Origin of the sequence: Curtobacterium sp. MCLR17_039 (genome assembly GCF_003234745.1) — a bacterium.
In the GTDB taxonomy this organism is placed as follows: Bacteria; Actinomycetota; Actinomycetes; order Actinomycetales; family Microbacteriaceae; genus Curtobacterium; species Curtobacterium flaccumfaciens.
In genome coordinates this window covers 75380-102372 of sequence record NZ_QKTF01000012.1, presented here as the reverse complement: position 1 = coordinate 102372, position 26993 = coordinate 75380, and the positions used below count along the sequence as shown (strand labels likewise).

At 71.4% G+C, this 26993-nt stretch carries 26 protein-coding genes; 5 read left to right on the top strand and 21 right to left on the bottom strand.

Annotated elements, in window-relative coordinates:
- Positions 1 to 22: 22 nt before the first annotated feature.
- Complete coding sequence (locus DEJ00_RS14095; RefSeq protein WP_027465322.1) at positions 23 to 1408, bottom strand: glycine--tRNA ligase; 1386 nt, start codon at positions 1406 to 1408, stop codon at positions 23 to 25.
- A 107-nt stretch (positions 1409 to 1515) separates the two neighbouring features.
- The gene (locus DEJ00_RS14090; protein WP_111057775.1) at positions 1516 to 2571 is read right to left on the bottom strand and encodes an aminotransferase class V-fold PLP-dependent enzyme; all 1056 of its coding nucleotides are present in this window, start codon (positions 2569 to 2571) and stop codon (positions 1516 to 1518) included.
- Positions 2572 to 2641: 70 nt separating this feature from the next.
- On the opposite strand from DEJ00_RS14090, the gene DEJ00_RS14085 reads away from it, so the two are divergent.
- Positions 2642 to 3589 (top strand): LysR family transcriptional regulator, encoded by a 948-nt coding sequence (locus tag DEJ00_RS14085; RefSeq protein WP_111057774.1) that lies wholly within the window; start codon positions 2642 to 2644, stop codon positions 3587 to 3589.
- A gap of 29 nt (positions 3590 to 3618) precedes the next feature.
- Here DEJ00_RS14085 and DEJ00_RS14080 read toward each other — a convergent pair whose 3' ends face one another.
- From DEJ00_RS14080 to hrcA, 15 genes are all read right to left on the bottom strand, one after another.
- The gene (locus DEJ00_RS14080) at positions 3619 to 4416 is read right to left on the bottom strand and encodes an isoprenyl transferase (RefSeq protein WP_111057773.1); all 798 of its coding nucleotides are present in this window, start codon (positions 4414 to 4416) and stop codon (positions 3619 to 3621) included.
- Between the two features lie 27 nt (positions 4417 to 4443).
- Positions 4444 to 5268, bottom strand: coding sequence for a DNA repair protein RecO (gene recO, locus DEJ00_RS14075; protein ID WP_111057772.1), 825 nt, complete (start codon positions 5266 to 5268; stop codon positions 4444 to 4446).
- Positions 5269 to 5478: 210 nt separating this feature from the next.
- Positions 5479 to 7248, bottom strand: coding sequence for a 2-isopropylmalate synthase (gene leuA / locus DEJ00_RS14070; protein ID WP_110860436.1), 1770 nt, complete (start codon positions 7246 to 7248; stop codon positions 5479 to 5481).
- Positions 7249 to 7712: 464 nt separating this feature from the next.
- Positions 7713 to 9113 carry an ABC transporter permease gene (locus DEJ00_RS14065; protein ID WP_111057771.1) on the bottom strand — a complete coding sequence of 467 codons (1401 nt, stop codon included), beginning with the start codon at positions 9111 to 9113 and terminating at the stop codon, positions 7713 to 7715.
- A complete protein-coding gene (locus DEJ00_RS14060; RefSeq protein WP_071248103.1) occupies positions 9110 to 9862 on the bottom strand; it encodes an ABC transporter ATP-binding protein in 753 nt (250 codons plus the stop codon). The genes DEJ00_RS14065 and DEJ00_RS14060 overlap by 4 nt, the downstream gene beginning before the upstream one ends.
- Positions 9863 to 9974: 112 nt before the next feature.
- Positions 9975 to 10664, bottom strand: a complete 690-nt coding sequence (locus DEJ00_RS14055) for a response regulator transcription factor (RefSeq protein WP_035808237.1) — start codon at positions 10662 to 10664, stop codon at positions 9975 to 9977.
- Complete coding sequence (locus DEJ00_RS14050; protein ID WP_220038879.1) at positions 10661 to 11899, bottom strand: sensor histidine kinase; 1239 nt, start codon at positions 11897 to 11899, stop codon at positions 10661 to 10663. Before DEJ00_RS14050 ends, DEJ00_RS14055 begins: the two co-directional genes overlap by 4 nt.
- A gap of 73 nt (positions 11900 to 11972) precedes the next feature.
- Entirely contained in the window at positions 11973 to 12911 is a 939-nt protein-coding gene (gene era, locus DEJ00_RS14045; RefSeq protein ID WP_027465313.1) for a GTPase Era, read from the bottom strand.
- The gene (locus DEJ00_RS14040) at positions 12908 to 14230 is read right to left on the bottom strand and encodes a hemolysin family protein (RefSeq protein ID WP_111057770.1); all 1323 of its coding nucleotides are present in this window, start codon (positions 14228 to 14230) and stop codon (positions 12908 to 12910) included. The genes era and DEJ00_RS14040 overlap by 4 nt, the downstream gene beginning before the upstream one ends.
- 3 nt (positions 14231 to 14233) lie before the next feature.
- Entirely contained in the window at positions 14234 to 14695 is a 462-nt protein-coding gene (gene ybeY / locus DEJ00_RS14035) for an rRNA maturation RNase YbeY (protein ID WP_017886675.1), read from the bottom strand.
- A complete protein-coding gene (locus DEJ00_RS14030) occupies positions 14692 to 15834 on the bottom strand; it encodes a PhoH family protein (protein ID WP_111057769.1) in 1143 nt (380 codons plus the stop codon). The genes ybeY and DEJ00_RS14030 overlap by 4 nt, the downstream gene beginning before the upstream one ends.
- A complete protein-coding gene (locus DEJ00_RS14025) occupies positions 15824 to 16177 on the bottom strand; it encodes a histidine triad nucleotide-binding protein (protein ID WP_027465310.1) in 354 nt (117 codons plus the stop codon). The genes DEJ00_RS14030 and DEJ00_RS14025 overlap by 11 nt, the downstream gene beginning before the upstream one ends.
- 38 nt (positions 16178 to 16215) lie before the next feature.
- The gene (locus DEJ00_RS14020) at positions 16216 to 16953 is read right to left on the bottom strand and encodes a 16S rRNA (uracil(1498)-N(3))-methyltransferase (RefSeq protein WP_111057768.1); all 738 of its coding nucleotides are present in this window, start codon (positions 16951 to 16953) and stop codon (positions 16216 to 16218) included.
- A complete protein-coding gene (gene dnaJ / locus DEJ00_RS14015) occupies positions 16953 to 18065 on the bottom strand; it encodes a molecular chaperone DnaJ (protein ID WP_017886671.1) in 1113 nt (370 codons plus the stop codon). The genes DEJ00_RS14020 and dnaJ overlap by 1 nt, the downstream gene beginning before the upstream one ends.
- Positions 18066 to 18098: 33 nt before the next feature.
- Entirely contained in the window at positions 18099 to 19118 is a 1020-nt protein-coding gene (gene hrcA, locus DEJ00_RS14010; RefSeq protein ID WP_027465308.1) for a heat-inducible transcriptional repressor HrcA, read from the bottom strand.
- Positions 19119 to 19228: 110 nt separating this feature from the next.
- On the opposite strand from hrcA, the gene DEJ00_RS14005 reads away from it, so the two are divergent.
- Positions 19229 to 19702 (top strand): DUF4870 domain-containing protein, encoded by a 474-nt coding sequence (locus DEJ00_RS14005; RefSeq protein WP_083404419.1) that lies wholly within the window; start codon positions 19229 to 19231, stop codon positions 19700 to 19702.
- Between the two features lie 37 nt (positions 19703 to 19739).
- Here the strand turns inward: DEJ00_RS14005 and hemW are convergent, their stop codons facing one another.
- Entirely contained in the window at positions 19740 to 20993 is a 1254-nt protein-coding gene (hemW, locus tag DEJ00_RS14000; RefSeq protein ID WP_027465306.1) for a radical SAM family heme chaperone HemW, read from the bottom strand.
- A 28-nt stretch (positions 20994 to 21021) separates the two neighbouring features.
- Here hemW and DEJ00_RS13995 point away from each other — a divergent pair, with 28 nt between their 5' ends.
- A complete protein-coding gene (locus tag DEJ00_RS13995; RefSeq protein WP_051596685.1) occupies positions 21022 to 21714 on the top strand; it encodes an HAD family hydrolase in 693 nt (230 codons plus the stop codon).
- Between the two features lie 77 nt (positions 21715 to 21791).
- Here DEJ00_RS13995 and DEJ00_RS13990 read toward each other — a convergent pair whose 3' ends face one another.
- Entirely contained in the window at positions 21792 to 22439 is a 648-nt protein-coding gene (locus DEJ00_RS13990) for a DUF1990 family protein (protein WP_035808235.1), read from the bottom strand.
- A gap of 130 nt (positions 22440 to 22569) precedes the next feature.
- Here DEJ00_RS13990 and DEJ00_RS13985 point away from each other — a divergent pair, with 130 nt between their 5' ends.
- The gene (locus tag DEJ00_RS13985) at positions 22570 to 23067 is read left to right on the top strand and encodes a hypothetical protein (RefSeq protein ID WP_111057767.1); all 498 of its coding nucleotides are present in this window, start codon (positions 22570 to 22572) and stop codon (positions 23065 to 23067) included.
- 83 nt (positions 23068 to 23150) lie between these two features.
- Here DEJ00_RS13985 and lepA read toward each other — a convergent pair whose 3' ends face one another.
- Together lepA and DEJ00_RS13975 are read right to left on the bottom strand one after the other, a co-directional pair.
- The gene (gene lepA / locus DEJ00_RS13980; RefSeq protein WP_111057766.1) at positions 23151 to 24998 is read right to left on the bottom strand and encodes a translation elongation factor 4; all 1848 of its coding nucleotides are present in this window, start codon (positions 24996 to 24998) and stop codon (positions 23151 to 23153) included.
- A 147-nt stretch (positions 24999 to 25145) separates the two neighbouring features.
- Positions 25146 to 26312 carry a pyridoxal phosphate-dependent aminotransferase gene (locus tag DEJ00_RS13975; protein ID WP_027465302.1) on the bottom strand — a complete coding sequence of 389 codons (1167 nt, stop codon included), beginning with the start codon at positions 26310 to 26312 and terminating at the stop codon, positions 25146 to 25148.
- A gap of 222 nt (positions 26313 to 26534) precedes the next feature.
- Here DEJ00_RS13975 and rpsT point away from each other — a divergent pair, with 222 nt between their 5' ends.
- Positions 26535 to 26795, top strand: a complete 261-nt coding sequence (rpsT, locus tag DEJ00_RS13970) for a 30S ribosomal protein S20 (RefSeq protein WP_017886662.1) — start codon at positions 26535 to 26537, stop codon at positions 26793 to 26795.
- The last annotated feature ends 198 nt before the right edge of the window (positions 26796 to 26993 follow it).

The window sequence follows — 26993 nt, the reverse complement described above, 5'->3', positions numbered from 1 at the left end:
GTCTTGCGGGGCCGCGGAACCCCTACGCGCCGAGCAACCGCTGCGCCAGGTACCCCTGCAGCTGGTCGAGCGAGACGCGCTCCTGGCCCATGGTGTCGCGCTCGCGCACCGTGACGGCCTTGTCCTCGAGCGTGTCGAAGTCGACCGTGATGCAGAACGGCGTGCCGATCTCGTCGTGGCGACGGTAGCGACGGCCGATGGCGCCGGCGTCGTCGAAGTCCACGTTCCAGTTCTTGCGCAGGTCGTCGGCCAGGCCGCGGGCGACGGGCGAGAGCTGCTCGTTGCGCGACAGCGGCAGGACGGCGGCCTTCACCGGGGCCAGGCGCGGGTCGAGGCGCAGGACCGTGCGCTTGTCGACGCCGCCCTTCGCGTTCGGGGCCTCGTCCTCGTGGTACGAGTCGAGCAGGAACGCCATGAGTGCACGGGTCAGCCCGAACGACGGCTCGATGACGTACGGCACGTACTTCTCGTTGGCGGCCTGGTCGAAGAATCGGAGGTCCTGGCCGGACGCCTCGATGTGGTTGTTCAGGTCGAAGTCGGTGCGGTTCGCGACGCCCATCAGCTCGCCCCACTCCGAGCCGGTGAAGCCGAAGCGGTACTCGATGTCGGCGGTGGCGTCGGAGTAGTGCGCCCGCTCGCCGTCCGGCACGTCGAAGCGGCGCAGGTTCTCCGGGTCGATGCCGAGGTCGGTGTAGAACGCGACCGAGTCGGCGATCCACTGCTCGTAGTGCTCCTCGGCCGAGGCCGGCGGCACGAAGTACTCGATCTCCATCTGCTCGAACTCGCGCGTGCGGAAGATGAAGTTGCCGGGCGTGATCTCGTTGCGGAACGCCTTGCCGACCTGACCGATGCCGAACGGGGGCTTCATGCGGCTGGTCGTGACGACCTGCGCGAAGTCGACGAAGATGCCCTGCGCCGTCTCGGGGCGCAGGAAGTTCAGGCCCTCTTCCGACTCGACCGGGCCGAGGTAGGTCTTGAGCATCCCGGAGAACTCGCGGGGCTCGGTCCACTCGCCGCGGGTGCCGCAGTTCGGGCAGGCGATCTCGGCCATGCCGCCCTCGGGGGCACGGCCCTTCTTCGCCTCGAACGCCTCGAGCAGGTGATCCTCGCGGAACCGGTGGTGGCAGTGCAGGCACTCCACCAGCGGGTCGGTGAAGGTCGCGACGTGTCCGGAGGCCTCCCACACCTTGCGGGGCAGGATCACCGCGGAGTCGAGGCCGACCATGTCCCCGCGGCCGCGGACGAACCGCTGCCACCACTGGCGCTTGATGTTCTCCTTGAGCTCCACACCGAGGGGCCCGTAGTCCCATGCGGAGCGGGAGCCTCCGTAGATCTCACCCGACTGGAAGACGAAGCCGCGGCGCTTGGCCAGGGCGATGACGCTGTCGAGACGGGAGGGCTGTGCCAAAGGGTGCTCCAGAGGTCGCCGAGCTGGGTGCTCGGTGCGGAAACGGTCCGGGCAAGACTACCGGCGATCCTGGCCCGGGAGGCCCGCCACGGGTCCGCCCTCCACGTTCACCTCGCCGACGTGCCCGGCCCCACCCCGCCGAGCGCGGCCACGACGTCGGTCACGTCGGACTCGTCGTTCCACAGGTGGAACGCGATGCGCAGTCGCCCGGCACGCCCCGAGGCGGTGACGCCCGCGGCGGTGAGGGCCCGGAGGGCCGCCCCGTCGGCGTCCGCGAACGTCACGATCGCCTGCCCGTCGCCCTGCCGGGGCGACCCGAGGGCGTCGCACAGCCGATCCGCGAGACCGGTGGCGTGCCTCCAGACCGCCCGCTGGTCGAGCGCGACCGCGTGTTCGAGCGCGGCCACGGCACCGGGCCACGCCTGCCAGGCCGGCGAGACGTCGAAGCGACGCGCGTCGTCGGCCAGGTGCATGGCGGGGCCGTAGCAGGAGGACCAGACGTCGTGGCCCGCGTACCAGCCTGCCTGCACCGGGCGGAGCCGGCCGAGGGCGGTGTCGGAGAGCGTCATGAAGGCGACGCCGCGCGGAGCGCAGAGCCACTTGTAGGTGTGCGTGAGCGTCACGTCGAACGCCGCGGCGTCGACGGGCAGCACGCCGGCGGCCTGCGTGAGGTCGCAGAGGGTCAGGGCGCCGACGCGACGGGCGGCGGCCACGACCGGGTCGGGGTCGGTGACCACGCCGGTCGCGGACTGCACCGCGGACCACGCGACCAGGGCGGTGTCGGGCCCGACGGACGCCGCGAGCCGCTCGAGCGGGACGCTCCGGACCCGGACGCCGCGGTGCGCCTGGGCGAGGAACGGGAAGACGACCGAGCTGAAGTCACCGTCGGGGACGACCACCTCGGCGCCGTCCGGCAGCGCGTCGGCGACGACCGCGGCCATCACCGAGGTCTGCGATCCCGTCGCCACGCGCTCCACCGGGACGCCGACCAGCGCGGCGAAGAGCGCACGTCCCTGCTCGACCAGCGCGCCGTACCGGGCGGGCGACGTCTCGGCCCGGGACCACGCGTCGAGGTCGGCGCGCTGGGCGGCGAGGGTGCCGCGGGTCGGCAGGCCCGCGGTGCACGCCGCCAGGTAGCCGCGGCCGGCGGGGAAGGAGTCCATGCGGACAGCGTCCTCGTTCCCGTCCCATCACACCAGAGCCGGTTCGTTGTGCCACCGATAACATCGGGTGATGGACGAGATCGATCCCCAGTTGCTCCGGGTCCTCCGCGCCGTGGCCGACGGCGGGTCGATCACCCGCGCTGCCGCCGCACTCGGGTCGAGCCAGCCGGCCGTCAGCCAGCTGCTGGCCCGGGCCGAACAGCGCCTCGGCCACGCGCTGGTCCTGCGGGGCGGACGGGGCGCGACCCTCACGCACGCGGGGCAAGTGCTCGCCGACCACGCCCTGCACGTCCAGGCCGCGCTGACCGCGGCGCGCGAGGACCTCGACGCCGTCGGTGGACTCAGCCGTGGCCGGGTGCGACTCGCCGGTTTCCCGAGCGCGTCCTCCGCCCTCGTGCCCGCGGTGCTCGCCCGGCTCGCCGCGACGGCGCCCGGCGTGACGACCTCGTACGTCGAGGTCGAGCCACCCGAGGCACTCGACCTGCTGCGCGGCGGCGAGGTCGACGTCGCCCTGACCTTCACCTACGTCGGTGACGAGGTCGGGACCACCCCGGACCCGGGCCTCGTGACCCGGGCACTCGGTCGCGACCCGCTCGCGCTGGTGACGCCGGTCGAGCCAGGAGGCGCTGCGCGACTCCGCCCCGCCGGCTCCACCGTCGTGGACCTCGCGTCCCACCACGACGCCCGGTGGATCGGGGGCTGCCCGCGTTGCCGTGGGCACCTGCTCGCGTCGTGCGCGAGCGCGGGGTTCACCCCGGACATCGTGCTGGAGACGGACAACGCGGCCGCCGTGGTGGGGCTCGTCGCCGCCGGGCTCGGGGTGGCGCTGCTCCCCCGGCTGGCACTCGCGACGACGGTCATCCCCGCCGGTGTCGCGATCGACCCCGTGGACGACGAGCTCGCCCGGCGTGTCGAGGTCGTCGTCGCGCGTGGTGCCGACCGTGTGCCGAGCGTCCGTGCGGCGCTCGACGCGGTGCGCTCCGCCGCCCACCTGCTCGAGGGGCCGCTGCCGGGTTGAGGGGCCGGGCTCGGGGGCTTGGGCTTGGGCTAGGCCGTCGGGGTGTCGACCGCGCCGCCGTAGCGTCGGTCGCGGCTGGCGTACTCCTCGATCGCACCCCACAGGTCGGTGCGACGGAAGTCCGGCCAGAGCCGGTCGAGGAACACCATCTCGGCGTAGGCGGACTGCCACAGCAGGAAGTTGCTGGTGCGCTGCTCCCCCGAGCTCCGGAGGAACAGGTCGACGTCGGGCATCTCGGGCACGTACAGCCGCTTGGCGAGTGCCTTCTCGGTGACCTGGCTCGCCTTCAGTCGTCCGGCGGCGACGTCCTCGGCCATGCCCCGCACGGCGTCGACGATCTCGTTCCGGCCGCCGTAGTTCACGCACATCGTCAGCGTGAGGACGTCGTTGCCCGCCGTCATCCGCTCGGCGGTCTCGAGCTCGTCGATGACGCTCCGCCACAGCCGCGGGCGCCGGCCGGCCCACCGCACCTTGACGCCCCACTGGTGCAGCTGGTCACGGCGACGGCGGATGACGTCGCGGTTGAAGCCCATCAGGAACCGGACCTCTTCCGGGGAGCGCTTCCAGTTCTCCGTCGAGAACGCGTACGCCGACACGTGCCGGACGCCGATCTGGATCGCCCCGGCGACGACGTCGAGCAGCGAGGCCTCACCCGCCTTGTGTCCCTCGATCCGCGTCAGGCCGCGGCCGTTCGCCCACCGGCCGTTGCCGTCCATGACGATGGCCACGTGCTCCGGCACGAACCGGGCCGGGATCGCCGGGGGCGTCTCGCCGGTCCAGTCGATCGGGCGGAACGGTTCGACGTCGTCGGGGCGGCGGGGGCTCATGCGGTGGGGGCTCCTTCGACAGCGGGATCAGGATCGGGGCTCGGGTACGGCGGGTGCCGGGGTCGAGGCCACCGCGCGCGCCGTCGCCTCGGGTCCGCCGTGGGTCTGCGGCACCGGCATCGGGTGTTCGGAGCGGTCGACGTGCGGCAGGGACCGGAGCGATCGTTCCAGGTGCCACTGGGCGTAGGCCGCGACCACGCCGGAGGCCCGAGAACGCGTCCGCTCGTCGGTGGCGTCGACCGTCGCCCAGTCACCGGCGAGCAGGGAGCCGAGCACCCCGAGCGTCGCCGGGTCGAGCCGCGGGGTCCCCGGTGGTGCCGCACGGTCGGCGACGACACCACCGAGCTGCACCACGAACGCCGAGTGCGGGCCGGGCTCCCCCGTCACCGCACAGTCGCTGAACGAGGGGGCCCACCCCGCGATGCTCATCGCGCGGAGCAGGTACGAGTCGAGGGTCGCGCTGGACTGGTGCTCACCGCGCGACAACGACCGGAGCGCCCCGACGAGCAACAGGTACTGCTGCAGCCCGGCGTCGGCCTCGCTCAGTCGGTCGGCGGTCTCGACCATGGCGCTGGCCGCGGTGTACGCGCCGTAGTCGGCGACGATCTGGGCCCCGTACGCGCCGAGGGACTCCGCCTGGGTGACGATGTCGAGCGAACGGCCCTCGTAGAACTGGGCGTCGACGACCATGAACGGCTCGAGGCGGCTGCCGAACTTCGACGCCGTCCGCCGCACGCCCTTGGCCACGGCGCGGATCTTGCCGTGCTGCCGCGAGAGCATCGTGACGATGCGGTCGGCTTCACCGAGCTTGTGGGTGCGCAACACGACGCACTCGTCCCGGTACAGCGGCATGCCCCCAGTATCCCCCGCCCCGCCGACAGCCGCGTGTGCTGCGGGCCGAGGCCCGGGGGTACCGAGTGGAATCGGGCGTACCTGGTCGGAAGAATCGACCAGGTACGCCCGATTCGACCTGCCATCGCGCGTGAAGGGGGAAAGACCGGGCACAGACGGGAGGCGCAGTGCGGGACGGACCCGCACCGCGCCTCCAGGCCTGGTTGCGTCTCAGGCCGAGACGAGCTCCGGCGCGCCGGCCGCGGCACCCGCACGCACCGCGCGGTTCACCGCGGACACGATCGCCTTGAGCGACGCCGTCGAGATGTCGGCGTCGATGCCGACGCCCCACAGGCGCACGCCGTCGACGTCGAGCTCGACGTAGGACGCGGCCTTCGCGTCACCGGAGGCGCTCATCGTGTGCTCCGAGTAGTCGTACAGCGTGACCTGGACGCCCTGCTCGGCGAGCACCTTCAGGAACGCGTCGATGGGACCGGTGCCGACGGCCTCGGCCGTGACCGCGCCCTCGTCGACCCGGAGTGCCACGGACAGCGAGGTCGTGCCCTCGAAGTCGCTCGACGTCGCCGTCTTGGTGAGCTCGTACCGGCCCCACTTCTCGTCGTCGATCGACGCGGGCAGGTACTCGTCCTGGAACACGTCCCAGATGCGCTGCGACGAGAACTCGCCACCCTCGGTGTCGGTGTGCCGCTGCACGACGCCGGAGAACTCGATCTGCAGCTTGCGGGGCAGGTCGAGGGCGTGGTCGGTCTTGAGCAGGTACGCCACACCGCCCTTGCCGGACTGCGAGTTGACGCGGATGACGGCCTCGTACGACCGGCCGATGTCCTTCGGGTCGACGGGCAGGTACGGCACCGCCCACTCGATCTCGTCGATGTCCTTGCCCGCGGCGGCGGCCTTGGCCTTCATCGCCTCGAAGCCCTTGTTGATGGCATCCTGGTGCGAGCCGCTGAACGCCGTGTACACGAGGTCGCCCGCCCACGGCTGGCGCTCGGGCACCGGCAGCTGGTTGCAGTACTCGACGGTGCGCTTCACCTGGTCGATGTCGGCGAACGAGATCTCCGGGTCGATGCCCTGCGTGAACAGGTTCATCCCGAGGGCGACCAGGTCCACGTTGCCGGTGCGCTCACCGTTGCCGAACAGGCAGCCCTCGATGCGGTCGGCGCCGGCCATGTAGCCGAGCTCGGCGGCCGCGACCGCGGTGCCGCGGTCGTTGTGCGGGTGCAGCGACAGGATGACGTCCTCGCGGTGGGCGAGGCGGCGGGACATCCACTCGATCGAGTCGGCGTAGACGTTCGGCGTGGCCATCTCGACGGTGGCGGGCAGGTTGATGATGACCTTGCGCTCGGGCGTCGGTTCGAAGACCTCGAGGACGGCGTTGCAGATCTCCAGTGCGACCTCGAGTTCGGTGCCCGTGTAGGACTCCGGCGAGTACTCGTAGTAGATCGTCGTGTCGTGCTGCAGCGTCGCCTCGGCGGCCTTGCAGAGCTTCGCGCCGGTGACCGCGATGTCCACCACGCCCTGCACGTCGGTGCGGAAGACGACCTCGCGCTGCACGATGCTCGTCGAGTTGTACAGGTGGACGATGGCCTGCTTCGCGCCATCGATCGCCTCGTAGGTGCGCTGGATGAGGTGCTCGCGCGCCTGGGTCAGCACCTGGATCGTGACGTCGTCCGGGATCGCGCCCTCGTCGATCAGCGACCGGACGAAGTCGAAGTCGGTCTGCGAGGCGCTCGGGAACCCGACCTCGATCTCCTTGTAGCCCATCCGGACGAGGAGGTCGAACATCGCCCGCTTGCGCTCGGCGTCCATCGGGTCGATGAGGGCCTGGTTGCCGTCACGCAGGTCGACGGCACACCAGCGCGGCGCCTTGTCGATGCGCTTCGTGGGCCAGGTGCGGTCCGGCAGGTCGACGCTGATCTGCTCGTGGAACGGGACGTACTTGTGGATCGGCATCCCGGAGGGCTGCTGGGTGTTCTGCATCGTTCTTCGCTTTCGTCGCGTGTTCGTGAGCTGTTGTGGTGCGGCCACGACGGACTCCGCGACGAGGTGGGCCGGAGTGTCAGGCCTCGTCGCGGCAGCGAAGGAGGAGGAGTGCCGAGTACATCGGGACCCACGGTAGCACCGGTGTACCAGCCTGGCGCAAGCGTGTGACGCGGGACCGCCCGGTGCCGTCGAACGGGGCGCCGAGTGGGTGCCGGGTGGGTGCCGGGGAGGTGCCGGGTGAGGTGCCGAGTGGTCGAGACCTGCCGTGGGCCGGTCGCCGAGCGGTCACGGTCTGTCGCCCGGGCGGCGTCCAGACGACGGTTCGTGACACCTCGGCGGACGTGAGCGGCGTGGCGGAGCCGGGCAGGGCACGTCGGCGCGACCACACGATGGACGGGAGGCCCGGTGCAAGCTGGCACCGGGCCTCCCGTGTCGTCGCGTGGTGCGACCAGGGCGACGGGTCAGTCGACTGCGAGCGCCTCGGTCGGCGGGACGCGCATCGCGCGCCGCACCGGGGCGATGGTGGCGACGACCGCCAGGACCAGCGCGCCGATCACCACGATGCCGATGGTCAGCGGCGGCAGCACCGGTGCCACGGGCGTCCCGAGCGAGCCGAGCAGCGTCTGCCCGCCGACCCAGCCGTACAGCGTGCCGAGTGCAAGCCCCGAGACGACGGCCGCGACGACCATCTGCACGGCCTCGGTCACGATCATCCGTCGGACCTGCGCACCGGTCAGGCCGAGCACCCGCAGCAGCCCGAGTTCGCGCCGACGCAGGAGCACCCCGAGCGCCAGGGCGTTCACGACCCCGACGGCGGCGATCACGGCGGAGAAGCCGACGATCACGCTGACGACGGCGTTGATCTGCACGAAGAGGTCCCGCTGCGCCTCGATCATCTCGGGGGTGGCGCTCCCCGCGCTCATGGCGCGCATCTCGGTCTCGAGCACGTGCTGCATGATGCCGAGCGCCACCGCGAAGGTGACGAGCAGGGTGACACCGATGACGAGCCCGATGGTCGCCCGCGAGGACCGCCCCGGCGCCCGCATCGCGTTCCGTCCGGCGAGGAGGACGACGGGGTCGTGCGAGCCGATGCGACCGATGAGCTGCAGCACGGGTGGCATCACGACCGTCGCCCCCACGGCGACCCCCGCGAAGGACACGAACCCGCCGAGCGCCGCCGGCAGGACCGCGACCGGGGACAGCGAGCTCACCGCGAGCCCGAGCAGCATCAGCACCGCGCCGCCGGCCATGAGCACGATCGCCCAGACCTTGCGGGCCGTACCGGACCGGACGTCGTCGTGGCTCGGCTCGACGGACGACGACAGGGCTTCGAGCGGTGTGACGGTGAGCACGCGGCGCGACCCGGCAGCGAAGGCACCCCAGGTGGCGAGGACGACGGCCACGACCGGCAGGACCAGCTCCCACGGGACGTACGTGTACTCGGCGTCGGGCAGGACCCCGTTGCCCCGCAGGACGACCACGAACAGGGCCGAGAGCGCGGTGCCCACGACGGCGCCGACGACCCCGCCGAGCACACCGACGACCAGGCCGGTGCGGGTGATCCGCGCACGGAGGGTCGCCCCGGTCGCACCGACGAGCCGCTGCAGCGCGATGATCCGGGTCTGCCCGGCGATCAGGGTGGCGCAGGTGTTCGCGGTGACGATCGCGCCGACGTAGAGCGCGATGCCGAGGAACAGCCACCCGACCACCGACAGGATCGCCTTGATCGGTCCGAGGTCGGCGACCCCGGCGGCTCGGAGCGCCTCGGTCACGATCCCCGGTGCGATGACGAGGGCGGAACCGAACGTGGTGCCGAGTGCGGCCACCAGGACGGTGGGGGCGAAGGATCGGATGCCGTTCACGCTGCTGCCTCCATCCCGAGCATCGTCGTGGAGATCGCGCCGGCGTCCATCGCGGGGCGGTCGGCGACGATCCGGCCGTCGGCCAGGAACAGGATGCGATCGGCGTTCGCGGCCGCCACCGGGTCGTGCGTGACCATGACGACGCTCTGGCCCCATTCCTGGACGGCGCCGCGGAGGATCGCGAGCACGTCGCGCCCCGTGCGGGAGTCGAGCGCGCCGGTCGGTTCGTCGGCGACGACCACCGCCGGCCGCGAAGCGAGCGCCCGTGCGATGGCGACGCGCTGCTGTTGCCCGCCGGAGAGCTGGTGCGGCCGGTGCGTCAGCCGGTTGCCGAGCCCGAGCATCTCGACCAGCCGGTCGATCCAGGCGGTCTCCTCGTGCGAGGGCCTGTGCCCGCCGAGCAGGAACGGCAGTCGGATGTTCTCGCTGACGTCGAGCGTCGGGACGAGGTTGAACGACTGGAACACGAAGCCCAGCCGACGACGACGCAGCTCGGTGAGGTCCTTGTCGCCCAGGGCCGTGATGTCGACGCCGTCGATCTGGATCCGGCCGGCGGACACGGCATCGAGGCCGGCCGCGACGTGCATGAGCGTCGACTTGCCGGACCCGGACGGGCCCATCACCGCGGTGAACTCCCCTGCGCCGATGTCGACGCTGACGTCGTCGAGCGCGGTCACACGTCGGGCGTCGTCGCCGTAGTGCTTGGACACGTGGTCGAGGCGGATGATCGGGGCGTGGCTCGTGGTCATGCATCCACCATGGCGGTCAGGGGTCCCGTCCCGCGTCGCCCGCTCGGCTCCTGTGGATCGTCCGCTCGGCTCGGTTGCCTGTGGAGGGGTCATCCCCGCGGATGACCCGGCATCAGTCGGCCTTGGTGACGAGCCCGTGTTCGTGGGCGAAGACGACGAGGCGCACCCGGTCCCGGAGCTCGAGCTTCGTCAGGACCCGCGAGATGTGCGTCTTCACGGTCGCCTCGCTGACGTACTCGTGCTGGGCGATCTCGCTGTTGCTGAACCCCCGGGCGGCCAGGTCGAAGATCTCGCGCTCACGCGGCGTGAGGTCGGCGAACGCCGCGGGGACGGCGGCGGCGCGTCCGACCGAGTCGTCGTACCGCCGCAGGAGCTCCCGCGTGGCCGACGCGGCGAACACCGCGGTGCCGGCGTGCACGGTCCGGACCGCCGCGAGCAGGAACTCGGGGTCGGCGTCCTTGAGCACGAAGCCGCTCGCACCGGCGCGGATGGCCTTGGCGGCGGCCTCGTCGAAGTCGAACGTGGTCAGCACGAGGACCTTCGCACCGTCGGTGCCGGACTGCTCGACGATGTGACCGGTCGCCGTGATGCCGTCCATCACGGGCATCCGGACGTCCATCAGCACCACGTCGGGACGGGTCCGTCGGACGAGTTCGACCCCCTCGGCACCGTCGCCCGCCTCGCCGACGAACCGCAGGTCGGGCTGTGAGTCGATGAGCATCCGGATGCCGGTGCGGAACAGCGCCTGGTCGTCGACGAGGGCGACACGGATCGAGTGCTCGTCGGTCGGGATCGTGGTCATCGGGCGGTGCGCTCCTGCTCGGTCGGGGTGATCCGGCCGCGGGGCATCTGCCCGCTGGCCGGGACGGTCGGCATCCGGACGGCGACCGCGAAGTCGTCCCCTCGGGCCCCGGCGGTCATGGTGCCGCCGGTCATGACGGCGCGCTCGCGCATGCCGACCAGGCCGTGGCCCGTGCCGGGGCCGCGGACCCCGTCGTCCGCGCGTCGGTTCACGACGGCGATCTCGACCGTGTCCGGCCGGTAGGTCAGGGCGGCACGCACCGGGCTGCCGGGCTCACCGTGCTTGTACGCGTTCGTCAGGCTCTCCTGCACGATCCGGTAGACGGCGAGCTGTGTGGTGGTGGGCAGCCCGGCGGGGTCGCCCTCGCGTTCCACCCGTACGTCGAGCCCGAGCTGCCGCATCTCGTCGACGAGCCGGTCGATGTCGTCGATCTCGGGCGTCGGCGCGGTCCCCTGCTCGTGCCGGAGCGCGCCGAGGAGCTCGCGCACGTCGCCGAGGGCTCGGCGGGCCGTGGCCGAGATGGTGCTGAGGGCCTGGTCGGCCACCGCGGGGTCGGCCTTCAGGGCGTACCGGGCACCGTCAGACTGCGCGATGACGACCGCGAGCGAGTGCGCGACGATGTCGTGCATGTCGCGGGCGATCCGCACGCGCTCCTGCTCGACCGCGACGGCCCGATCGGCCCGCGCGGCGTCACGCTCGGCAAGCAGCTGGGCCTCGCGACTCATGCTCGCCGAGCGACGGGTCCGGACGACGAGTCCGGCGAGCCACGGGAGCAGCAGCAGGAGCAGGACGACGGCGAAGAACGACAGGGTGACCTGCAGCGACTCCGGCACCGACGTCGAGATGGTCTCGTAGGTGAGGCGGTTCTGGTAGTCGTCGAAGCCCATGTACGCCGCCGCCGCCACGGACCCGAGGATCGCCGACACAAGCCCGGCCAGCCGCACACGGCGGCTGCCGTAGGCACTCGTCGTGTACATGACGCCGGCGATGAAGGCGTTCGACACGTCCGGCACCTGCAGGGTGGCCATCTCGAAGACCGCGAACACCCACGCCACGGCCAGGGCGAGCCCGGGTGACAGACGCCGGATGGCCAGGGCGCCGGTCATCCCGACGACGGTGACCACGGACAGCGGCCCGTCGAGCCCGCGCCCGCTGGCGACCAGCACGAGGCCGCCGAGCAGCACGGCGATCAGCAGGTCGGTGATGACCTGCGCGCGCAGCATGGGACGGAACACCCGTCCACGGTACGGCGGGTCGCTCGTCCCCGCGTCCCTCGCCCGGATGACCCGGGGTGCGAGCGGCCGACGGTCAGAAGCCGAGGCGTCCGAGCTGCTTCGGGTCACGCTGCCACTCCTTGGCCACCTTCACGCGGATGTTCAGGTAGACGTGCCGGCCGCCGAGCAGCGACTCGATCTCGACGCGGGCCCGGGAACCGACGTCCTTCAGGCGCTCGCCCTTGTGTCCGATGACGATCGCCTTCTGGCTGTCCCGCTCGACGAACAGGTTCGCGAAGATGCGCAGGGGGCCGTCGGCGTCGTCGTCCGCGTCGGGCTCGACGATGTCCTCGATGACCACGGCCAGCGAGTGCGGCAGCTCGTCACGGACACCCTCGAGCGCGGCCTCGCGGATGAGCTCGCCGATGCGCTCCTCGTCGGTCTCCTCGGTCACCGCGCTCGAGTCGTACAGCTGCGGCGACTCGGGGAGCAGGGCGGTGATCACGCCGAGCAGGTCTTCGAGCTGCATGCCCCTGGTGCCCGAGGTCGGCACCACGGCGTCCCAGTCGCGGAGCTTCGAGACGGCCAGCAGCTGCTCACCGACGCGGTCCTTGGAGGTGCTGTCGATCTTCGTGACGATCGCGATCTTCTTGGCGCGCGGGTACTGGTCGAGCGTGTCGTTGATGAACCGGTCGCCGGGACCGACGGGCTCGTTCGCCGGCACGCAGAACCCGATCACGTCGACGTCGCCGAGCGTGGACTGCACGAGGTCGTTGAGCCGCTCGCCGAGCAGGGTGCGCGGACGGTGCACGCCCGGGGTGTCGACGATGATCACCTGGCCGTCGGGCCGGTGCACGATCCCGCGGATGGCGCGCCTGGTGGTCTGCGGCTTCGACGAGGTGATGGCGACCTTCTCGCCCACCAGGGCGTTGGTCAGCGTCGACTTGCCGACGTTCGGACGGCCGACGAACGAGACGAAGCCCGCGCGGTAGGGCTTCTCCGAGCCGGCCTGGGTGGTGTCGGGGTCGGTCATGCGTGCGTGGTTCCCGTCGTGGTGGGTTCGGCGTCGTCGAAGGCGTCCTCGACGTCGGCCAGGGCGTGGGTGCGCTCGGCGAGCACGGTGATGAGGTGGCGGCGCTTGCCCTCCACCCGGTCGGCGGTCAGGACGACCCCGGACACGGTGACGGTGTCGCCGGAGACGGCGAGGTGTCCGAGCTCCTTGGTGAGCAGGCCACCGGCGGTGTCGACGTCGTCGTCGTCGAGCTCGATGCCGAACAGGTCGCCGAGCTCGTCGATCGGCAGTCGAGCGGAGATCCGCCAGGTGCCCGGTTCGACCTCGGTCCGGTCGACGACGGCGCGGTCGTACTCGTCGGAGATGTCGCCGACGAGCTCTTCGATCAGGTCCTCCATGGTCACCAGCCCGGCGACACCGCCGTACTCGTCGACCACCAGCACCAGGTGGTTCTTGGCGACCTGCATGTGCCGCAGGGTGTCGTCGGCGTGCTTCGACTCCGGCACGAACTCGGCGGGCCGCAGCAGCCGGCTGACCCGCTCGCTGCGGGACGCCGGCCGTTCGTACAGCGACCGCGCGACGTCGCGCAGGTAGAGCACCCCCCGCACGTCGTCGCTGTCCTTGCCCGTCACCGGCATCCGGGACACCCCGGCGGCCAGGAACTGCTCCATGGCCGCGGCCAGCGTCTCCGCACCGTCGACGGTGAGCATGTCCGTGCGTGGCACCATGACCTCGCGCACCAGGGTGTCGCTGAACTCGAACACCGAGTGGATGAGCTCACGGTCCTCGTCCTCGAGCACGTTGCTCTCGGTGGCCTCGTCGACGAGCGAGAGCAGCTGCTCCTCGCTCGACACGGTGGAGGCACTCCGGCCGCGGCCGGGGGTGACGCGGTCACCGATCCGGACGAGCAGCCCGGCCAGCGGACCGAGCACGATGCGGACACCACGGACGATGCCGCCGGTCGCACCGATCAGCCGCTCGGCGTGGGCGCGTCCGACGCTGCGCGGGCTCGACCCGACCAGCACGAACGACACCGCGGTCATGATCGCGGCGGAGACGACGAGGGCGATCCACCAGCTGTCGAAGGCGCGCACGAGGGCGATCGTCACGAGCACCGCAGCCGCGGTCTCGGCGAGGACCCGGAAGAAGTTCAGCGCGTTGACGTGCGCCCCGACGTCGTCAGCGATCGCCTCGATGGCGCGGCGGCGCTTGTTGCCCCTGGCGATCTCCTCGAGGTCGGCACGGGAGACCACCGAGAGCGCGGCATCGCTCGCGGCGAGGAGCCCGCCGAGCACGACGAGCCCCAGCGCCACCGCGAGGAGTCCGGCGACGACGACCACCGGCTACCGCCCTCGGTGCTGGGCGGCGAAGGCGGTCAGGATCTCGCCCTGGATGCCGAACATCTCGGCCTTCTCGTCGGGCTCGGCGTGGTCGAAGCCGAGCAGGTGCAGGATGCCGTGGCAGGTGAGCAGCAGCATCTCGTCGGTGCTCGAGTGCCCGGCGGTCTTCGCCTGCTCCTCGGCCACCTGCGGGCAGAGCACGATGTCGCCCAGCAGCCCGGCCGGCGTGGGGTCATCCTCGGTGCCGGGGCGCAGTTCGTCCATCGGGAAGCTCAGGACGTCCGTCGGTCCGGGCTCGTCCATCCACCGGACGTGCAGCTGCTCCATCGCGCCCTCGTCGACCAGCACGATCGCGAGCTCGGCATCGGCGTGGACGTGCATCGCGTCCAGGGCGAACGCGGCGAGCCGCTGGATCGCAGCCTCGTCCACCTCGACGCCGGACTCGTTGTTGAGCTCGATGCTCACCGGGTGCCTCCTCGGGCGTCGTTCTGGGGGTACGGGGGTCGTGCGCGGTCCCGCGGCGGGCGCCCACGGCGTTCGGCGCGGTTCGCTCCGTCGGGGTTGCCGACCGGGGCGGTGCCGCGGCCACCTGGGCGCTGCCCGGCCTGCTCGGCGAGGCGCTCCTCGTCGTAGACCGTGTACGCGTCGACGATCCGGCCGACGAGGGTGTGGCGGACCACGTCCTCGCTGCCGAGACGGGCGAAGTGGATGTCCTCGACCTGGTCGAGGATGCGCGTCACGAGCCGGAGACCGGAGACGTTGCCCGGCAGGTCGACCTGGGTGATGTCACCCGTGATGACCATCTTCGAACCGAACCCGAGCCGGGTCAGGAACATCTTCATCTGCTCGGGCGTGGTGTTCTGCGCCTCGTCGAGCACCACGAAGGAGTCGTTGAGGGTCCGGCCACGCATGTATGCCAGCGGGGCGACCTCGACGGTGCCGGCCGCCAGGAGCTTCGGGACCAGCTCCGGGTCCATCATCTCGTTGAGGGCGTCGTACAGCGGGCGCAGGTACGGGTCGATCTTGTCGGTGAGCGTGCCCGGCAAGAAGCCGAGCCGCTCGCCGGCCTCGACCGCGGGACGGGTGAGGATGATCCGGTTGACCTCGCGCCGCTGCAGCGCCTGCACGGCCTTGGCCATCGCCAGGTACGTCTTGCCGGTACCGGCCGGACCGATGCCGAACGTGATGGTGTGCTCGTCGATGGCGTCGACGTAGGCGCGCTGCCCGTCCGTCTTCGGGCGGACGGACTTGCCGCGGCTCGACACGATCGGGGTGCCGAAGGTGTCGGACGGCTTGCGGTCGTCGTCGAGGATGCGTGCGGACATCGGGATGTCGGACGGGCCGATCTCCTGCCCGCGCCTGACCATGCCGACGAGCTCGTCGACGAGCGCCTTCGCGCGTGCGACGTCGCGCTCGGGCCCGGTCAGCGTGACCTCGTTGCCACGGACGACGACCCGGACGCCCGGGTACTGGCGCTCGACGGTCTTGAGCAGACGGTCCTGGGGACCGAGCAGCTGCACCATGGCGATGCCGTCGACCTGGAGCGAGACCGAGACGGGCTCGTCGTCGGCGGCGGTGGGCTGTACTGGTTCGTTAACCGGCAAGGGTGCCTTCCTGCAGTTCACCTGCGAGTACGTGCGCGTGCACGTGGAACACGGTCTGACCGGCGGCTTCGCCGGTGTTGAAGACGAGTCGGAACTGGCCGTCGGCGCGCTCGTCGGCGATGCGCTGCGCGGTGGCGACGACGTGGGCCAGCAGGTCGGGGTCGCCCGCTGCGAGTTCGCCGACGTTCGCGTACTGCTCGGTCTTGGGGACGACGAGCACGTGGACGGGAGCCTTCGGGGCGATGTCCTCGATCGCGATCACACGGTCGTCCTCGGCGACGATGGTCGCCGGGATCTCGCGCGCGATGATCTTGGAGAAGACGCTGGGCGTGCTGCTGCTCATGGGTCCATCGTAGGACGCGCCCGACGGCGTGGTCCGGCTCACCAGCGACCCAGTCGCGCCTGCAGGACAGCGAGTGCCGCCGGTCCGGCGGTGGACGTGCGGAGCACGCTGTCGCCGAGTCGGACCCGCACGGCGCCCGCGGCCTCGAGCCGGTCGAGCTCCGCGCCGTCGATGCCTCCTTCGGGGCCGACGACGAGGGCGATGTCCTCGGCGTCCGTCGGGGGCTCCCAGGTGGCGAGCCGCACGGTCGCGGTCGGGTCGAGCAGGACGAGGGTGGACCCGTCCCCGAGCGCGGACATGATCTGTCCGGTCGTCACCAGCGGCGCGACGACGGGCACGCGCGGACGGATCGCCTGCTTCGCGGCCTCGTGCGCGATCGCGGCCCATCGGGCACGGCCCTTCTCGACCTTCGCGCCGTCCCACCGGGAGACGCTGCGCGCGGCCGACCACGGCACCACCCGGTCGACGCCGATCTCGGTCGCCGCCTGCACGGCCATCTCGTCGCGACCGCCCTTGGCCAGGGCCTGCACGAGTGTCAGCGACGGGCGCGGTGCGTCCTGGTGCTCGACGGTCTCGACCGCGAGCTCCAGCGTGTCCTTGCCGAGTGCCGTCACCGGACCGGAGACCACGGTGCCCCGGCCGTCGGCGATCCGCAGGACCTCGCCGACCCGGACGCGCGCGACGGAGACCGCGTGCCGGCCCTCTGCGCCGTCGAGCGACACCGGGTCACCGACGGCGACGCCGTCCAGCGAGTCGACGAGGTACAGCGACGCCATCAGTGGTTGAAGAACCGGTCGCGGAGCTTGCCGAACATGCCCTGCTGGAACCGGGCGAGCTGCGGCGCGGTGGTCTTGTGCGACTTCGCGAGCTGCTCGACCAGCTGCCGTTCCTTGTGGGACAGCTTGGTCGGCGTGACGACCTGCACGCCGACGCGCAGGTCACCGCGGCCGTTCCCGCGCAGCTTCGTGATGCCGCGGTCCTTGATGACGAGGACGTCGGCGCTCTGCACACCGGGACGGATCTCGAGCTCGACCGGACCGTCGAGACCGTCGATCGTGGTGGTCGTGCCGAGGACGGCGTCGGTCATGCCGACCTCGAGCGTCGCGAGCAGGTCGTCGCCGTCGCGGCTGAAGACGTCGTCGTGGCGCACGCGGATCTCGAGGTACAGGTCGCCGGACGGGCCGCCGGCCGGACCGACCTCGCCCTGGCCGGGCATCTGCAGGCGGAGTCCGGAGTCGACGCCGGCGGGGACGTCCACCGGCACGGTGCGCCGCGCGCGGACGCGGCCCTGACCCTGGCAGGTCGGGCAGGGGCTCGGGATGACGGTGCCGTAGCCGCGGCACGTGCCGCACGGGGCGCTCGTCACCACGTTGCCCAGGAGCGAACGGACCTGGCGCTGGATGTGCCCGGAACCGCCGCAGATGTCGCACGTGCGCGGGCTGGTGCCCGGTGCGCAGCAGGAGCCGTGGCAGGTCTCGCACAGCACCGCCGTGTCGACCTCGACGTCCTTGTGGGTGCCGAAGACGACCTCGTCGAGGTCGACCTCGATGCGGAGCAGGGCGTCCTGGCCGCGCTCGGCACGGCTGCGCGGGCCCGACCCACGGCCGCCGCCACCGCCGCCACCGAAGAAGGCGTCGAAGATGTCGCTGAAGCCACCGGCGCCACCACCGAAGGGGCTGTCGGCCTGGGGCCCGGCGTCGTACCGGCGCCGCTGCTCGGGATCGCTCAGCACGTCGTACGCGTGCGTCACGTCCTTGAAGCGCTCGGCGGCGTCGGGTGCCGGGTTCACGTCCGGGTGGAGCTCACGCGCCAGGCGGCGGTAGGCCTTCTTGATGTCGGCATCGGAGGCGTCTCGCTGGACGCCGAGGACGTCGTAGTGGTCTGCCACGTATCCCTCAGTCGGTTGGGTTCGGTCGGTTGGTCAGTGTTCGCCCAGGAGCTTGGACAGGTAGCGGGCGACGGCGCGGACGGCCGCCATGTTCGTGCCGTAGTCCATGCGGGTCGGTCCGAGGACGCCCAGGCGGGCCACCTCGCCACCGGCCAGGTAGCCGCCGGCGACGATGCTCGTGGCGTCGAGCCCGTACTCGGCGTTCTCGACGCCGATGCTGGCCGCCACCGCGATGTCGTCCACCTGCATCTCCCCGAACAACCGGAGCAGGGTGACTTGTTCCTCGATCGCTTCGAGCACCGGGAAGAGCCCGCCGGAGAAGTCCTGCTCGCTCTTCGCCAGGTTGGCCGCACCGGCCATCAGCAGGCGGTCCTGCCGGTTCGCCGCGACCTGCTCGATGAGCGTGGCGACGACGACCCCGCCGAGCGTCTGGGCGTCGGGGCGGAGCTGCTGCGGCACGGCTCGGAGCGCGGTCGGGACGTCCTGCAGCAGGAGCCCCACAGTCGCGCCGTTCACCACGGTGCGGAGTTCACCCAGCGAGTCTTCGTCGAGCGGGACGTCGGTCTCGACCACGCGCTGTTCGACGCGGGCGGTGTCGGTGATGAGCACCACCATCAACCGGGCGTCACCGAGCCGGACGAGCTCGACGTGCTGCACCCGGGCGCGCACCATCGAGGGGTACTGCACCAGGGCGACCTGGTTGGTGAGCTGGCTGAGCAGCCGAACGGTGCGCCCGAGGACCTCGTCGAGGTCGTTCGGGGCGCCGAGGAAGGTCTCGATGGCGTGGCGCTGCGCGCTGGAGAGCGGACGAGCACCCGCCAGGTGGTCCACGAAGACGCGGTACCCCTTGTCGGTCGGCACGCGCCCGGACGAGGTGTGCGGCGCAGCGATCAGCTGCTCATCCTCGAGCAGGGCCATGTCGTTGCGGATCGTCGCGGCGCTGACCCCGAAGGCGTGCCGCTCGACGATGGTCTTCGAACCGACGGGTTCACGCGACGCCACGTAGTCGCGCACGATGGCCTTGAGGACCTCGAGGCTGCGTTCACTGACCACGAGCGCCTCCTTTCCCGATCGACCTGGCACTCGGACGTGTCGACTGCTGATCCTACGCCCGACCGCTGACGGCCCGGGACTTCCGGGCGGTCGGCCGATACGCTTCCGCCATGACCTACGGACAGCAGCCCGACGGCCCCGGACCCGAGCAGCCCGGCGGCCAGTACGGCCACGGCCCCGGTGGCCCCCAGCAGCCCGGCGGACCGCAGTACCCCGGCGGACCGCAGTACCCCGCCGGCTACACCCCGCCCCGGCCGATGAGCCCGGAGGACCAGCGCCTGTGGGCCACGCTGACGCACATCGGCGGCATCTTCTTCAACTTCATCGCACCGTTGGTCGCTTACCTGGTCCTCCGCGACCGCGGCGGCTTCGTCCGCGAGCACACCCGCGTCGCGCTGAACTTCCACATCACGATGGGCATCGCCTACGTGGTCGGTTCGCTCACGTCGGTGTTCGGCGTCGGGGTCCTGATCGTGCTGGCAGCGGGCATCGTGTCGCTGATCTTCAGCATCATGGCCGCGATCGCCGCGAACCAGGGCCAGTTCTACCGCTACCCGCTCTCGATCGAGTTCATCAAGCAGTAAGCGGCAAGCACTGCGCAGCGGGCGGTGAGCCGGCCCCTCAGTCGAGCAGCTCCCGCACCACCGCGTCGGCGAGCAGGCGACCCTGCAGGGTCAGGTCGATCCGTCCCCGCACCGCGGCCGACCCGTCCACGAGTCCGCGTGCGATGAGGCCGGCGACCCGGCCACGGGCCTCCTGGCGGATCTCGCTCGTCGCGAGCTCCCCGCGGACCCGCGCCGCCAGCAGCAGGCGCTCGACGTACCGCGTCTCGTCGTCGATGGTCTCGCGGCCGGCGGCCGGCGACTCCCCCGACAGCACCCGGTTCGCGTACGCGGCCGGGTGCTTGACGTTCCACCAGCGCGTGCCGGCGACGGCGGAGTGTGCGCCGGGGCCGACGCCCCACCAGTCGTGGCCCTTCCAGTAGGACAGGTTGTGGCGACTCGCGTGCGCGTCGCCGCGCGCCCAGTTCGACACCTCGTACCAGGAGTAGCCGGCGTCGCCGAGCACCTGGTCGGCGAGCTCGTACATGTCGGCGGCCAGGTCGTCATCGGGGGCGGGGAGCTCGCCGCGGGCGACCATGCGGCCCATCGCAGTGCCGTCCTCGACGATGAGCGAGTACGCCGACACGTGGTCGGGCTCGCAGGCGATCGCGGCGTCGAGCGAGGTCCGCCAGTCGGCGAGGGACTCCCCCGGCGTCGAGTAGATGAGGTCGAGCGAGACGTCGAGGCCCTGCTGCTTCGCGAGGTCGACGACGACGGGGACCCGGAGCGGGTCGTGCGTGCGGTCGAGCGTGGCGAGCACGTGCGGCACGGCGGACTGCATGCCGTAGCTGATCCGGTTGAAGCCGCCCGCCCGCAGCGTCTCGAGCGACGCCGCGTCGACGGAGTCCGGGTTCGCCTCGGTGGTGACCTCGGCCCCGGGCAGGATGCCCCAGGTGTCGTCGATCGCACGGAGGATCATCGCCAGGTCGGACGCCGGGAGCATGGTCGGTGTGCCGCCGCCGAAGAAGACGGTCGACACCGGCCGCCGCGGCACACCGGAACGGTCGAGCACGGTCGCGGCCCACTCGATCTCGCGCACGGCGTGCCCGGCGTAGTCGTCGCGACGGACGCCGCGGAGCTCCGACGCCGTGTAGGTGTTGAAGTCGCAGTAGCCACAGCGCACGCGGCAGAACGGCACGTGCACGTACACGCCGAAGGGCACGTCACCGGCGGTGGGACCAGCCCCCGGCCCGGCAGCGGAGCCCGCTGCCGCCCACGGGGTGATCAGGCCGTCCGCTGGTGCTGGATCGGCGATCGGGAGAGCACTCGGCATGGGCTCCATTCTCCGTCATGATGGAGCCATGGAGCACCATCCCGTCCCCACCACGGTCCTGTGGGACATCGACGGCACCCTCGTGATGAACGCGTCGTCCCCGGGCAACCTCTACCACCTCGCCCTCGAGCGGGCGGTGGGCCGCGACCTCACCCTGCGGGTCGGGCACCAGCACGGCCGGACCGACGCCGGGCTCATCGCCGAACACGTGCACGCCCACGCGTTCGAGGACACCCTGATCCCCACGGTCAGCCGGCACCTGCACGACCTGACCGCCGAACGGCACGCCTCCGGCGACCACCGCAGCCCCGTCCCCGGGGCGAAGGCGCTCCTGACCCGCTTCGCCGAACTCGGGTGGCGCAACGGCCTGCTCACCGGCAACTCCGAGTACCGCGCCCGGGTGAAGCTCACCGGCGCCGGGTTCGACGCCGACGTCTTCGACTGGGAGCACTCGTACTTCGGCGACACCGAGGTCGAGCGGGCCGGGGTCACCCTGCGCGCCGCCGCCGAGCTGGTCGGCACCCGGGCGGTCATCGTCGGCGACACCCCGCGCGACGGTGAGGCCGCGGACGCCGCGGGCATCCCCTTCCTGGCCGTGGCGACGGGTGTCTACGACGTGGACGCGTTGCGGCACACGAACGCCGTGACGGTCGCACGCGACTGCCAGCAGGACGCCGCCCTCATCGAGGATGCGATCGCCGCACTCCCGCCGCTCCGCTGAGGAGCAGGAGCGAGCGGGGTCGCGAGACCGCGGGCGCGACCGCGAGACCGCGGGACCGCGAGACCGCGACCAGACGCCTAGTCGCCCCGCAGCGCCGCCAGGTACTTCTCCGCCATGACCTTCTGCTGCCGCCGCACGAACGGCGCGACGAAGCGCCACTTCCGGCTCGCCGGCTGCGAGAACTGCCGGACCTGCAGCCACACCGAGCCGTCCGGGGTGCGCTCGACGACGAACGACTCCTCACCGGAGAGCGGGTGCCCCTCGAGCGTGCCGTAGGCGAACCCCTTGCGGTCGTGCTCGTCGATGATCGACACGACGCGCACCGGTGCCAGCACGGTCTGCCCGAACGCGTGGATCGTCAGCGTCGCGCTGGTGCCCGCCGTCAGCAGCGGGGTGCCGTCGGGTGCGAACTTCTCGACCCGGGGCGTGCCGATGGACGCCGGGGCGATCGGCACACCGTCGTCGTCGAAGGTGACCGGGTTGTACCGGACCTCGTCGTCGTCGGGCTGCTCCTCGACGCGCACACGGACACCGCTGCGCTCCTGGATCTGCCACGTGAGCGCCTGCACGACGGCGGTCTCGAACCGCTGGTCGCCGTGTCCGATCCGCGCGCGCGACTCGGCCGGCGTGAAGCCGTCCGGCGGGTAGGTCATGAGGTCCGACGCCTGGGTCGCCCCCACCGCGCCGTACGTCAGGGCGGTCCGGTAGCTCCCGCGGATGCTCATGCCGCCATGTTACTTGGGCGGGCCGCCCCGGATCGAACCGATCCACGCTCACCTCCGTCGGATGGGCCCGCCGCCGTGCACCCCGAACTGGAGGCCCGACAACCGCCCGCCCCGGGGCTATCGTCAGCAGGTGCCCCGCCCCACCCCCGTCCGTCCGCGGTCCGTCGACCGCCGGACCGCCGTCCTCGCCGCGCTCGCGCTCGTCGCGTTCGGCGTGGCGGCGACCGCCCGGGTGCTGGTGGACGTGACCACGTCGGCCGCGGCGTCACCCGCCCGGTACGCCACCGTCGCGCTCGCTCCCGAGGCGTGGAACGGCTTCGACACCGCGAACGTCATCGCCGCCGTCGGGGCGAGCTGCGCCGGCGCCGGGGTGCTGCTGTTCGGTGCAGCACTGGTGTCGGCGGTGCGGCGTCAGCGCGGCCGTCGGCTGCCGCTGGTCCTCGCGGTCGTGACGCTCGCGATGGTCGTCGGCGCCGTGGTCGCCGGGGTGGCCTCCGGCGAGCAGACCGACTTCGACGCGGCTGCCCACTGGGCCATCCTGCGGACCGCACTGGCGGGACTGGCCGCTGCGAGCCTCCCGGCCCTCTGCCTGGCCACCCTGCGGGCGCGCGCCCGCCGGACCGGCTGACCCGCGCCGAGCTTTCGCGCTCACCGACAGATCTCGGCGGTCGCAGTGCGTGAGCTGTCGCTCAGCGCGAAACGCGCTACGCGCTACTTCTTCTTCTCTTCGACGTCGCCGGAGAGCGCCGCGATGAAGGCTTCCTGCGGGACCTCGACCCGACCGATGGTCTTCATGCGCTTCTTGCCCTCCTTCTGCTTCTCGAGGAGCTTGCGCTTGCGGGTGATGTCACCGCCGTAGCACTTCGCCAGGACGTCCTTGCGCATCGCGCGGATGCTCTCGCGGGCGATGATGCGGGCGCCGATGGCAGCCTGGATCGGCACCTCGAACTGCTGGCGCGGGATGAGCTTGCGCAGCCGCTCGGTCATGAGCGTGCCGTAGGCGTACGCCTTGTCGCGGTGCACGATCGCGCTGAAGGCGTCGACCTGGTCACCCTGCAGCAGGATGTCGACCTTGACGAGGTCGGCGGCCTGGTCGCCGGTGGGCTCGTAGTCGAGCGACGCGTAGCCCTGGGTCTTGCTCTTCAGCTGGTCGAAGAAGTCGAAGACGATCTCGCCGAGGGGCATCTCGTAGCGGATCTCGACGCGGTCCTCGCCGAGGTACTCCATGCCGAGCAGGGAGCCGCGGCGCTGCTGGCAGAGCTCCATGATCGCGCCGACGTAGTCCTTCGGGGCCAGGATCGCGGCGCGGACCATCGGCTCGCGGACCTCGACGATGCGCCCGGTCGGGAACTCCGAGGGGTTCGTGACCTCGGTCACGGCGTTGTCCTCGGTCGTGACCTCGTAGATCACGCTCGGGGCCGTGGTGATGAGGTCGAGCCCGAACTCGCGGGACAGCCGCTCGGTGATGATCTCGAGGTGCAGCAGCCCGAGGAACCCGCAGCGGAACCCGAAGCCGAGCGCCACCGAGGTCTCCGGCTCGTAGACCAGTGCGGCGTCGGAGAGCTTGAGCTTGTCGAGCGCTTCGCGGAGCACCGGGTAGTCGCTGCCGTCGATCGGGTACAGGCCCGAGAACACCATCGGCTTCGGGTCCGTGTAGCCGGGCAGCGCCTGGGTCGCGGGCTTCTGCGCGCTCGTGACGGTGTCGCCGACCTTGGACTGGCGGACGTCCTTCACACCGGTGATCAGGTAGCCGACCTCGCCGACGGACAGCCCCTTCGTGGGCTTCGGCTCCGGGCTCGAGACCCCGATCTCCAGGATCTCGTGCGTCGACCTGGTCGACATCATCTGGACCTTCTCGCGGGGCGAGATGGTGCCGTCGATCATGCGGACGTAGGTGACGACGCCGCGGTAGCTGTCGTAGACCGAGTCGAAGATCATCGCGCGGGGCGCTGCCTCGGCGTCGCCGACGGGGGCCGGCACGCGACGGACGACCAGGTCGAGGAGCTCCGGCACCCCGACGCCGGTCTTGCCGGACACCCGGAGGACGTCCTCGGGCTTGCCACCGATGAGCTGCGCGAGCTCGGCCGCGTACTTGTCCGGTTCGGCCGCCGGGAGATCGATCTTGTTGAGGACCGGGATGATCTCGAGGTCGTTCTCGAGCGCCAGGTACAGGTTCGCGAGCGTCTGCGCCTCGATGCCCTGGGCGGCGTCGACGAGCAGGATCGCGCCCTCGCACGCGGCCAGGGAGCGCGAGACCTCGTACGAGAAGTCGACGTGCCCGGGGGTGTCGATCATGTTCAGCGCGAAGGTCTCACCGTCGAGTTCCCACGGCATGCGCACGGCCTGCGACTTGATCGTGATGCCGCGCTCGCGCTCGATGTCCATCCGGTCGAGGTACTGCGCACGCATCGCGCGGTCCTCGACGATGCCGGTGATCGACAGCATGCGGTCGGCCAGCGTCGACTTGCCGTGGTCGATGTGCGCGATGATGCAGAAGTTGCGGATCGCGTCGGCCGGGGTCGCTGCGGGCTCCAGCGGAGCGGATGCTTGTGGGCTCACGGTTCCTCAGGTGGGTCGGACGGTCGCAACAGTCTCCCACGCTTCACCCGCCCTGGAGGCACGGCGCGCGTCCGCCGCGTGCGTGACGGACGCGGGGCGCGCCTCCGAAGCGGTGATGCGGTCGACGAGGCGGGCGTCGGCCGCCGGTCAGACGGTCGCGTGCGCCGGAGCCGGCAGGGCACCGAGGCCGCGCCGCAGGTCGTCTGCGGTGGCTGCGAGGCACACGCGGATCCACCCTTCGCCGGTGCGTCCGAAGGCGCTGCCCGGCGCGACGGCGACCCGCTCACGCTGCAGGAACCCGAGCGCCCACTCGGCGATGTCCCCGTCGGACGCGTGCGACATGTCGATCCACAGGTAGAACGCCCCGCGCGGGTCGAGGTACCGGATGCCGGCGGCGTCGAGCGTCTCCTTCGCGACCTCGAGGTTCGCGCGGTAGTGCTCCCGAGCGTCACGCACCGCGGAGTGGTCCCCCACGATCGCCGCGAGGGCCGCGTACTGGTCGGGTTCGGCGACGCAGCTGATCATGGCCTCCTGCGTGGTCCGCATCGTCGCGCCGAGTCCCTTCGGCGTGACGAGGTAGCCCACGCGGACACCGGTCATCGCGTACGTCTTGCTCAGCGAGAACGCCGAGAACACACGGTCGTCCTCGTCGAGCGCCGCCAGGCTGACGTGCCGGGTGCCGTAGGTGAAGTACTCGTAGACCTCGTCGCTGATCACCCAGAGGTCGTGCCGCTTCGCGAAGGCCAGGAGCGCACGCAGGGTCTCCTCGCCGAAGACCGAGCCGAGCGGGTTCGACGGCGAGTTGACGATGAGCACCCGCGTGCGTTCGGTGACGCTCGCCTCGAGGGCCTGCAGATCGGGTTCGAACCCGTGCTGCGGCTCGAGCCGGTACGGCACCGGGGTCGCCCCGATGATGTGGGCGTTCATCGTGAAGGTCGTGTAGCCGGGGTCCGGCACGAGCACCTCGTCGCCCGGGCTCAGCGTCAGCGTCATCGCCTGGAACAGCGCCTGCGTCGCCCCGATCGTCATCCAGATCTGCTCGAGGTCGGCCTCGATCCGGTTCTCACGGCGGAGCTTGTCGCGGACGGCTTCGCGGAGCGGCGCGATCCCGCCGTTCGGTGTGTACCCGGTGCGGTCCTCGGTCCAGGCGCGACGAGCCGCCTCGCCGATGTGCGGCGCCACCGGGACGTCCGGCTCGCCGATCACGAGCATCGTGACGTCCGTGCCGCTCGACTGCAGCAGGGCCGCCTGCTCGAAGACCCTCCGGATGCCGGAGGCGGGCACGGTGTCGATGCGCGGTGCGAGGGAGGGCATGTCCGTCACGGTATCCGGTGCGTGTTGCCGTGGGGTTTCGGCGCGGTCGGCCGCGGGCTTGTGCCGATCCGGCGGTGTTTCGTGCTTTGGTGGCAGCCCGCTTGCCTGGTAGTGTTGGTGGCTGGCTTCCGCGTTCCCCGCCCACGGGTGGAACGCGATGCGACCAAGGGCCCCTCTACCCTGCGGTCGCGCCCACCCGTACGAGACGAGCAGGAGCAATTCATGGCGAACATCAAGTCGCAGATCAAGCGCATCAAGACCAACCTCAAGGCCACCGAGCGCAACAAGGCCTACAAGTCGGAGCTCAAGACGCACATCCGTCGTGCCAACGACGCCGTCGCCGCCGGTGACAAGGACAAGGCCGTTGCCGCCCTGGCCCTCGCGTCGAAGAAGCTCGACAAGGCCGTGAGCAAGGGTGTCATCCACAAGAACCAGGCCGCGAACCGCAAGTCGGCCATCGCGAAGAAGGTCTCGTCGCTCTGACGTCCTGACCCTTCTGGTCCGAAGGCCCCGCACCGTTGGTGCGGGGCCTTCGTGCGTGCGGGGTGCGTGCGGCGTGCGCGGTGCGTGCGGCGTGCGCGGTGCGTGCGGCGTGGGGTGCGTTTGGTTCGCTTCGTGAGCAGAAAGGGTCGGGTCGTGATGGAACACCCGACCCTTCCTGCTCACGAAGCGCCGGCCGAC

Bases quoted from the DNA above. Each gene is read 5' to 3' on its own strand.
- DEJ00_RS14080 (WP_111057773.1), bottom strand. From the start codon at position 4,416: ATGAGCCCCCGCCGCCCCGACGACGTCGAACCGTTCCGCCCGATCGAC.
- recO (WP_111057772.1), bottom strand. From the start codon at position 5,268: ATGCCGCTGTACCGGGACGAGTGCGTCGTGTTGCGCACCCACAAGCTC.
- rpsT (WP_017886662.1), top strand. From the start codon at position 26,535: ATGGCGAACATCAAGTCGCAGATCAAGCGCATCAAGACCAACCTCAAG.
- DEJ00_RS13995 (WP_051596685.1), top strand. From the start codon at position 21,022: ATGGAGCACCATCCCGTCCCCACCACGGTCCTGTGGGACATCGACGGC.
- DEJ00_RS14025 (WP_027465310.1), bottom strand. From the start codon at position 16,177: ATGAGCAGCAGCACGCCCAGCGTCTTCTCCAAGATCATCGCGCGCGAG.
- DEJ00_RS13990 (WP_035808235.1), bottom strand. From the start codon at position 22,439: ATGAGCATCCGCGGGAGCTACCGGACCGCCCTGACGTACGGCGCGGTG.
- era (WP_027465313.1), bottom strand. From the start codon at position 12,911: ATGACCGACCCCGACACCACCCAGGCCGGCTCGGAGAAGCCCTACCGC.
- DEJ00_RS14090 (WP_111057775.1), bottom strand. From the start codon at position 2,571: ATGGACTCCTTCCCCGCCGGCCGCGGCTACCTGGCGGCGTGCACCGCG.
- DEJ00_RS14005 (WP_083404419.1), top strand. From the start codon at position 19,229: ATGACCTACGGACAGCAGCCCGACGGCCCCGGACCCGAGCAGCCCGGC.
- DEJ00_RS14055 (WP_035808237.1), bottom strand. From the start codon at position 10,664: ATGACCACGATCCCGACCGACGAGCACTCGATCCGTGTCGCCCTCGTC.
- DEJ00_RS14020 (WP_111057768.1), bottom strand. From the start codon at position 16,953: ATGGCGTCGCTGTACCTCGTCGACTCGCTGGACGGCGTCGCCGTCGGT.
- hemW (WP_027465306.1), bottom strand. From the start codon at position 20,993: ATGCCGAGTGCTCTCCCGATCGCCGATCCAGCACCAGCGGACGGCCTG.
- DEJ00_RS14060 (WP_071248103.1), bottom strand. From the start codon at position 9,862: ATGACCACGAGCCACGCCCCGATCATCCGCCTCGACCACGTGTCCAAG.
- DEJ00_RS14085 (WP_111057774.1), top strand. From the start codon at position 2,642: ATGGACGAGATCGATCCCCAGTTGCTCCGGGTCCTCCGCGCCGTGGCC.
- leuA (WP_110860436.1), bottom strand. From the start codon at position 7,248: ATGCAGAACACCCAGCAGCCCTCCGGGATGCCGATCCACAAGTACGTC.
- DEJ00_RS13975 (WP_027465302.1), bottom strand. From the start codon at position 26,312: ATGCCCTCCCTCGCACCGCGCATCGACACCGTGCCCGCCTCCGGCATC.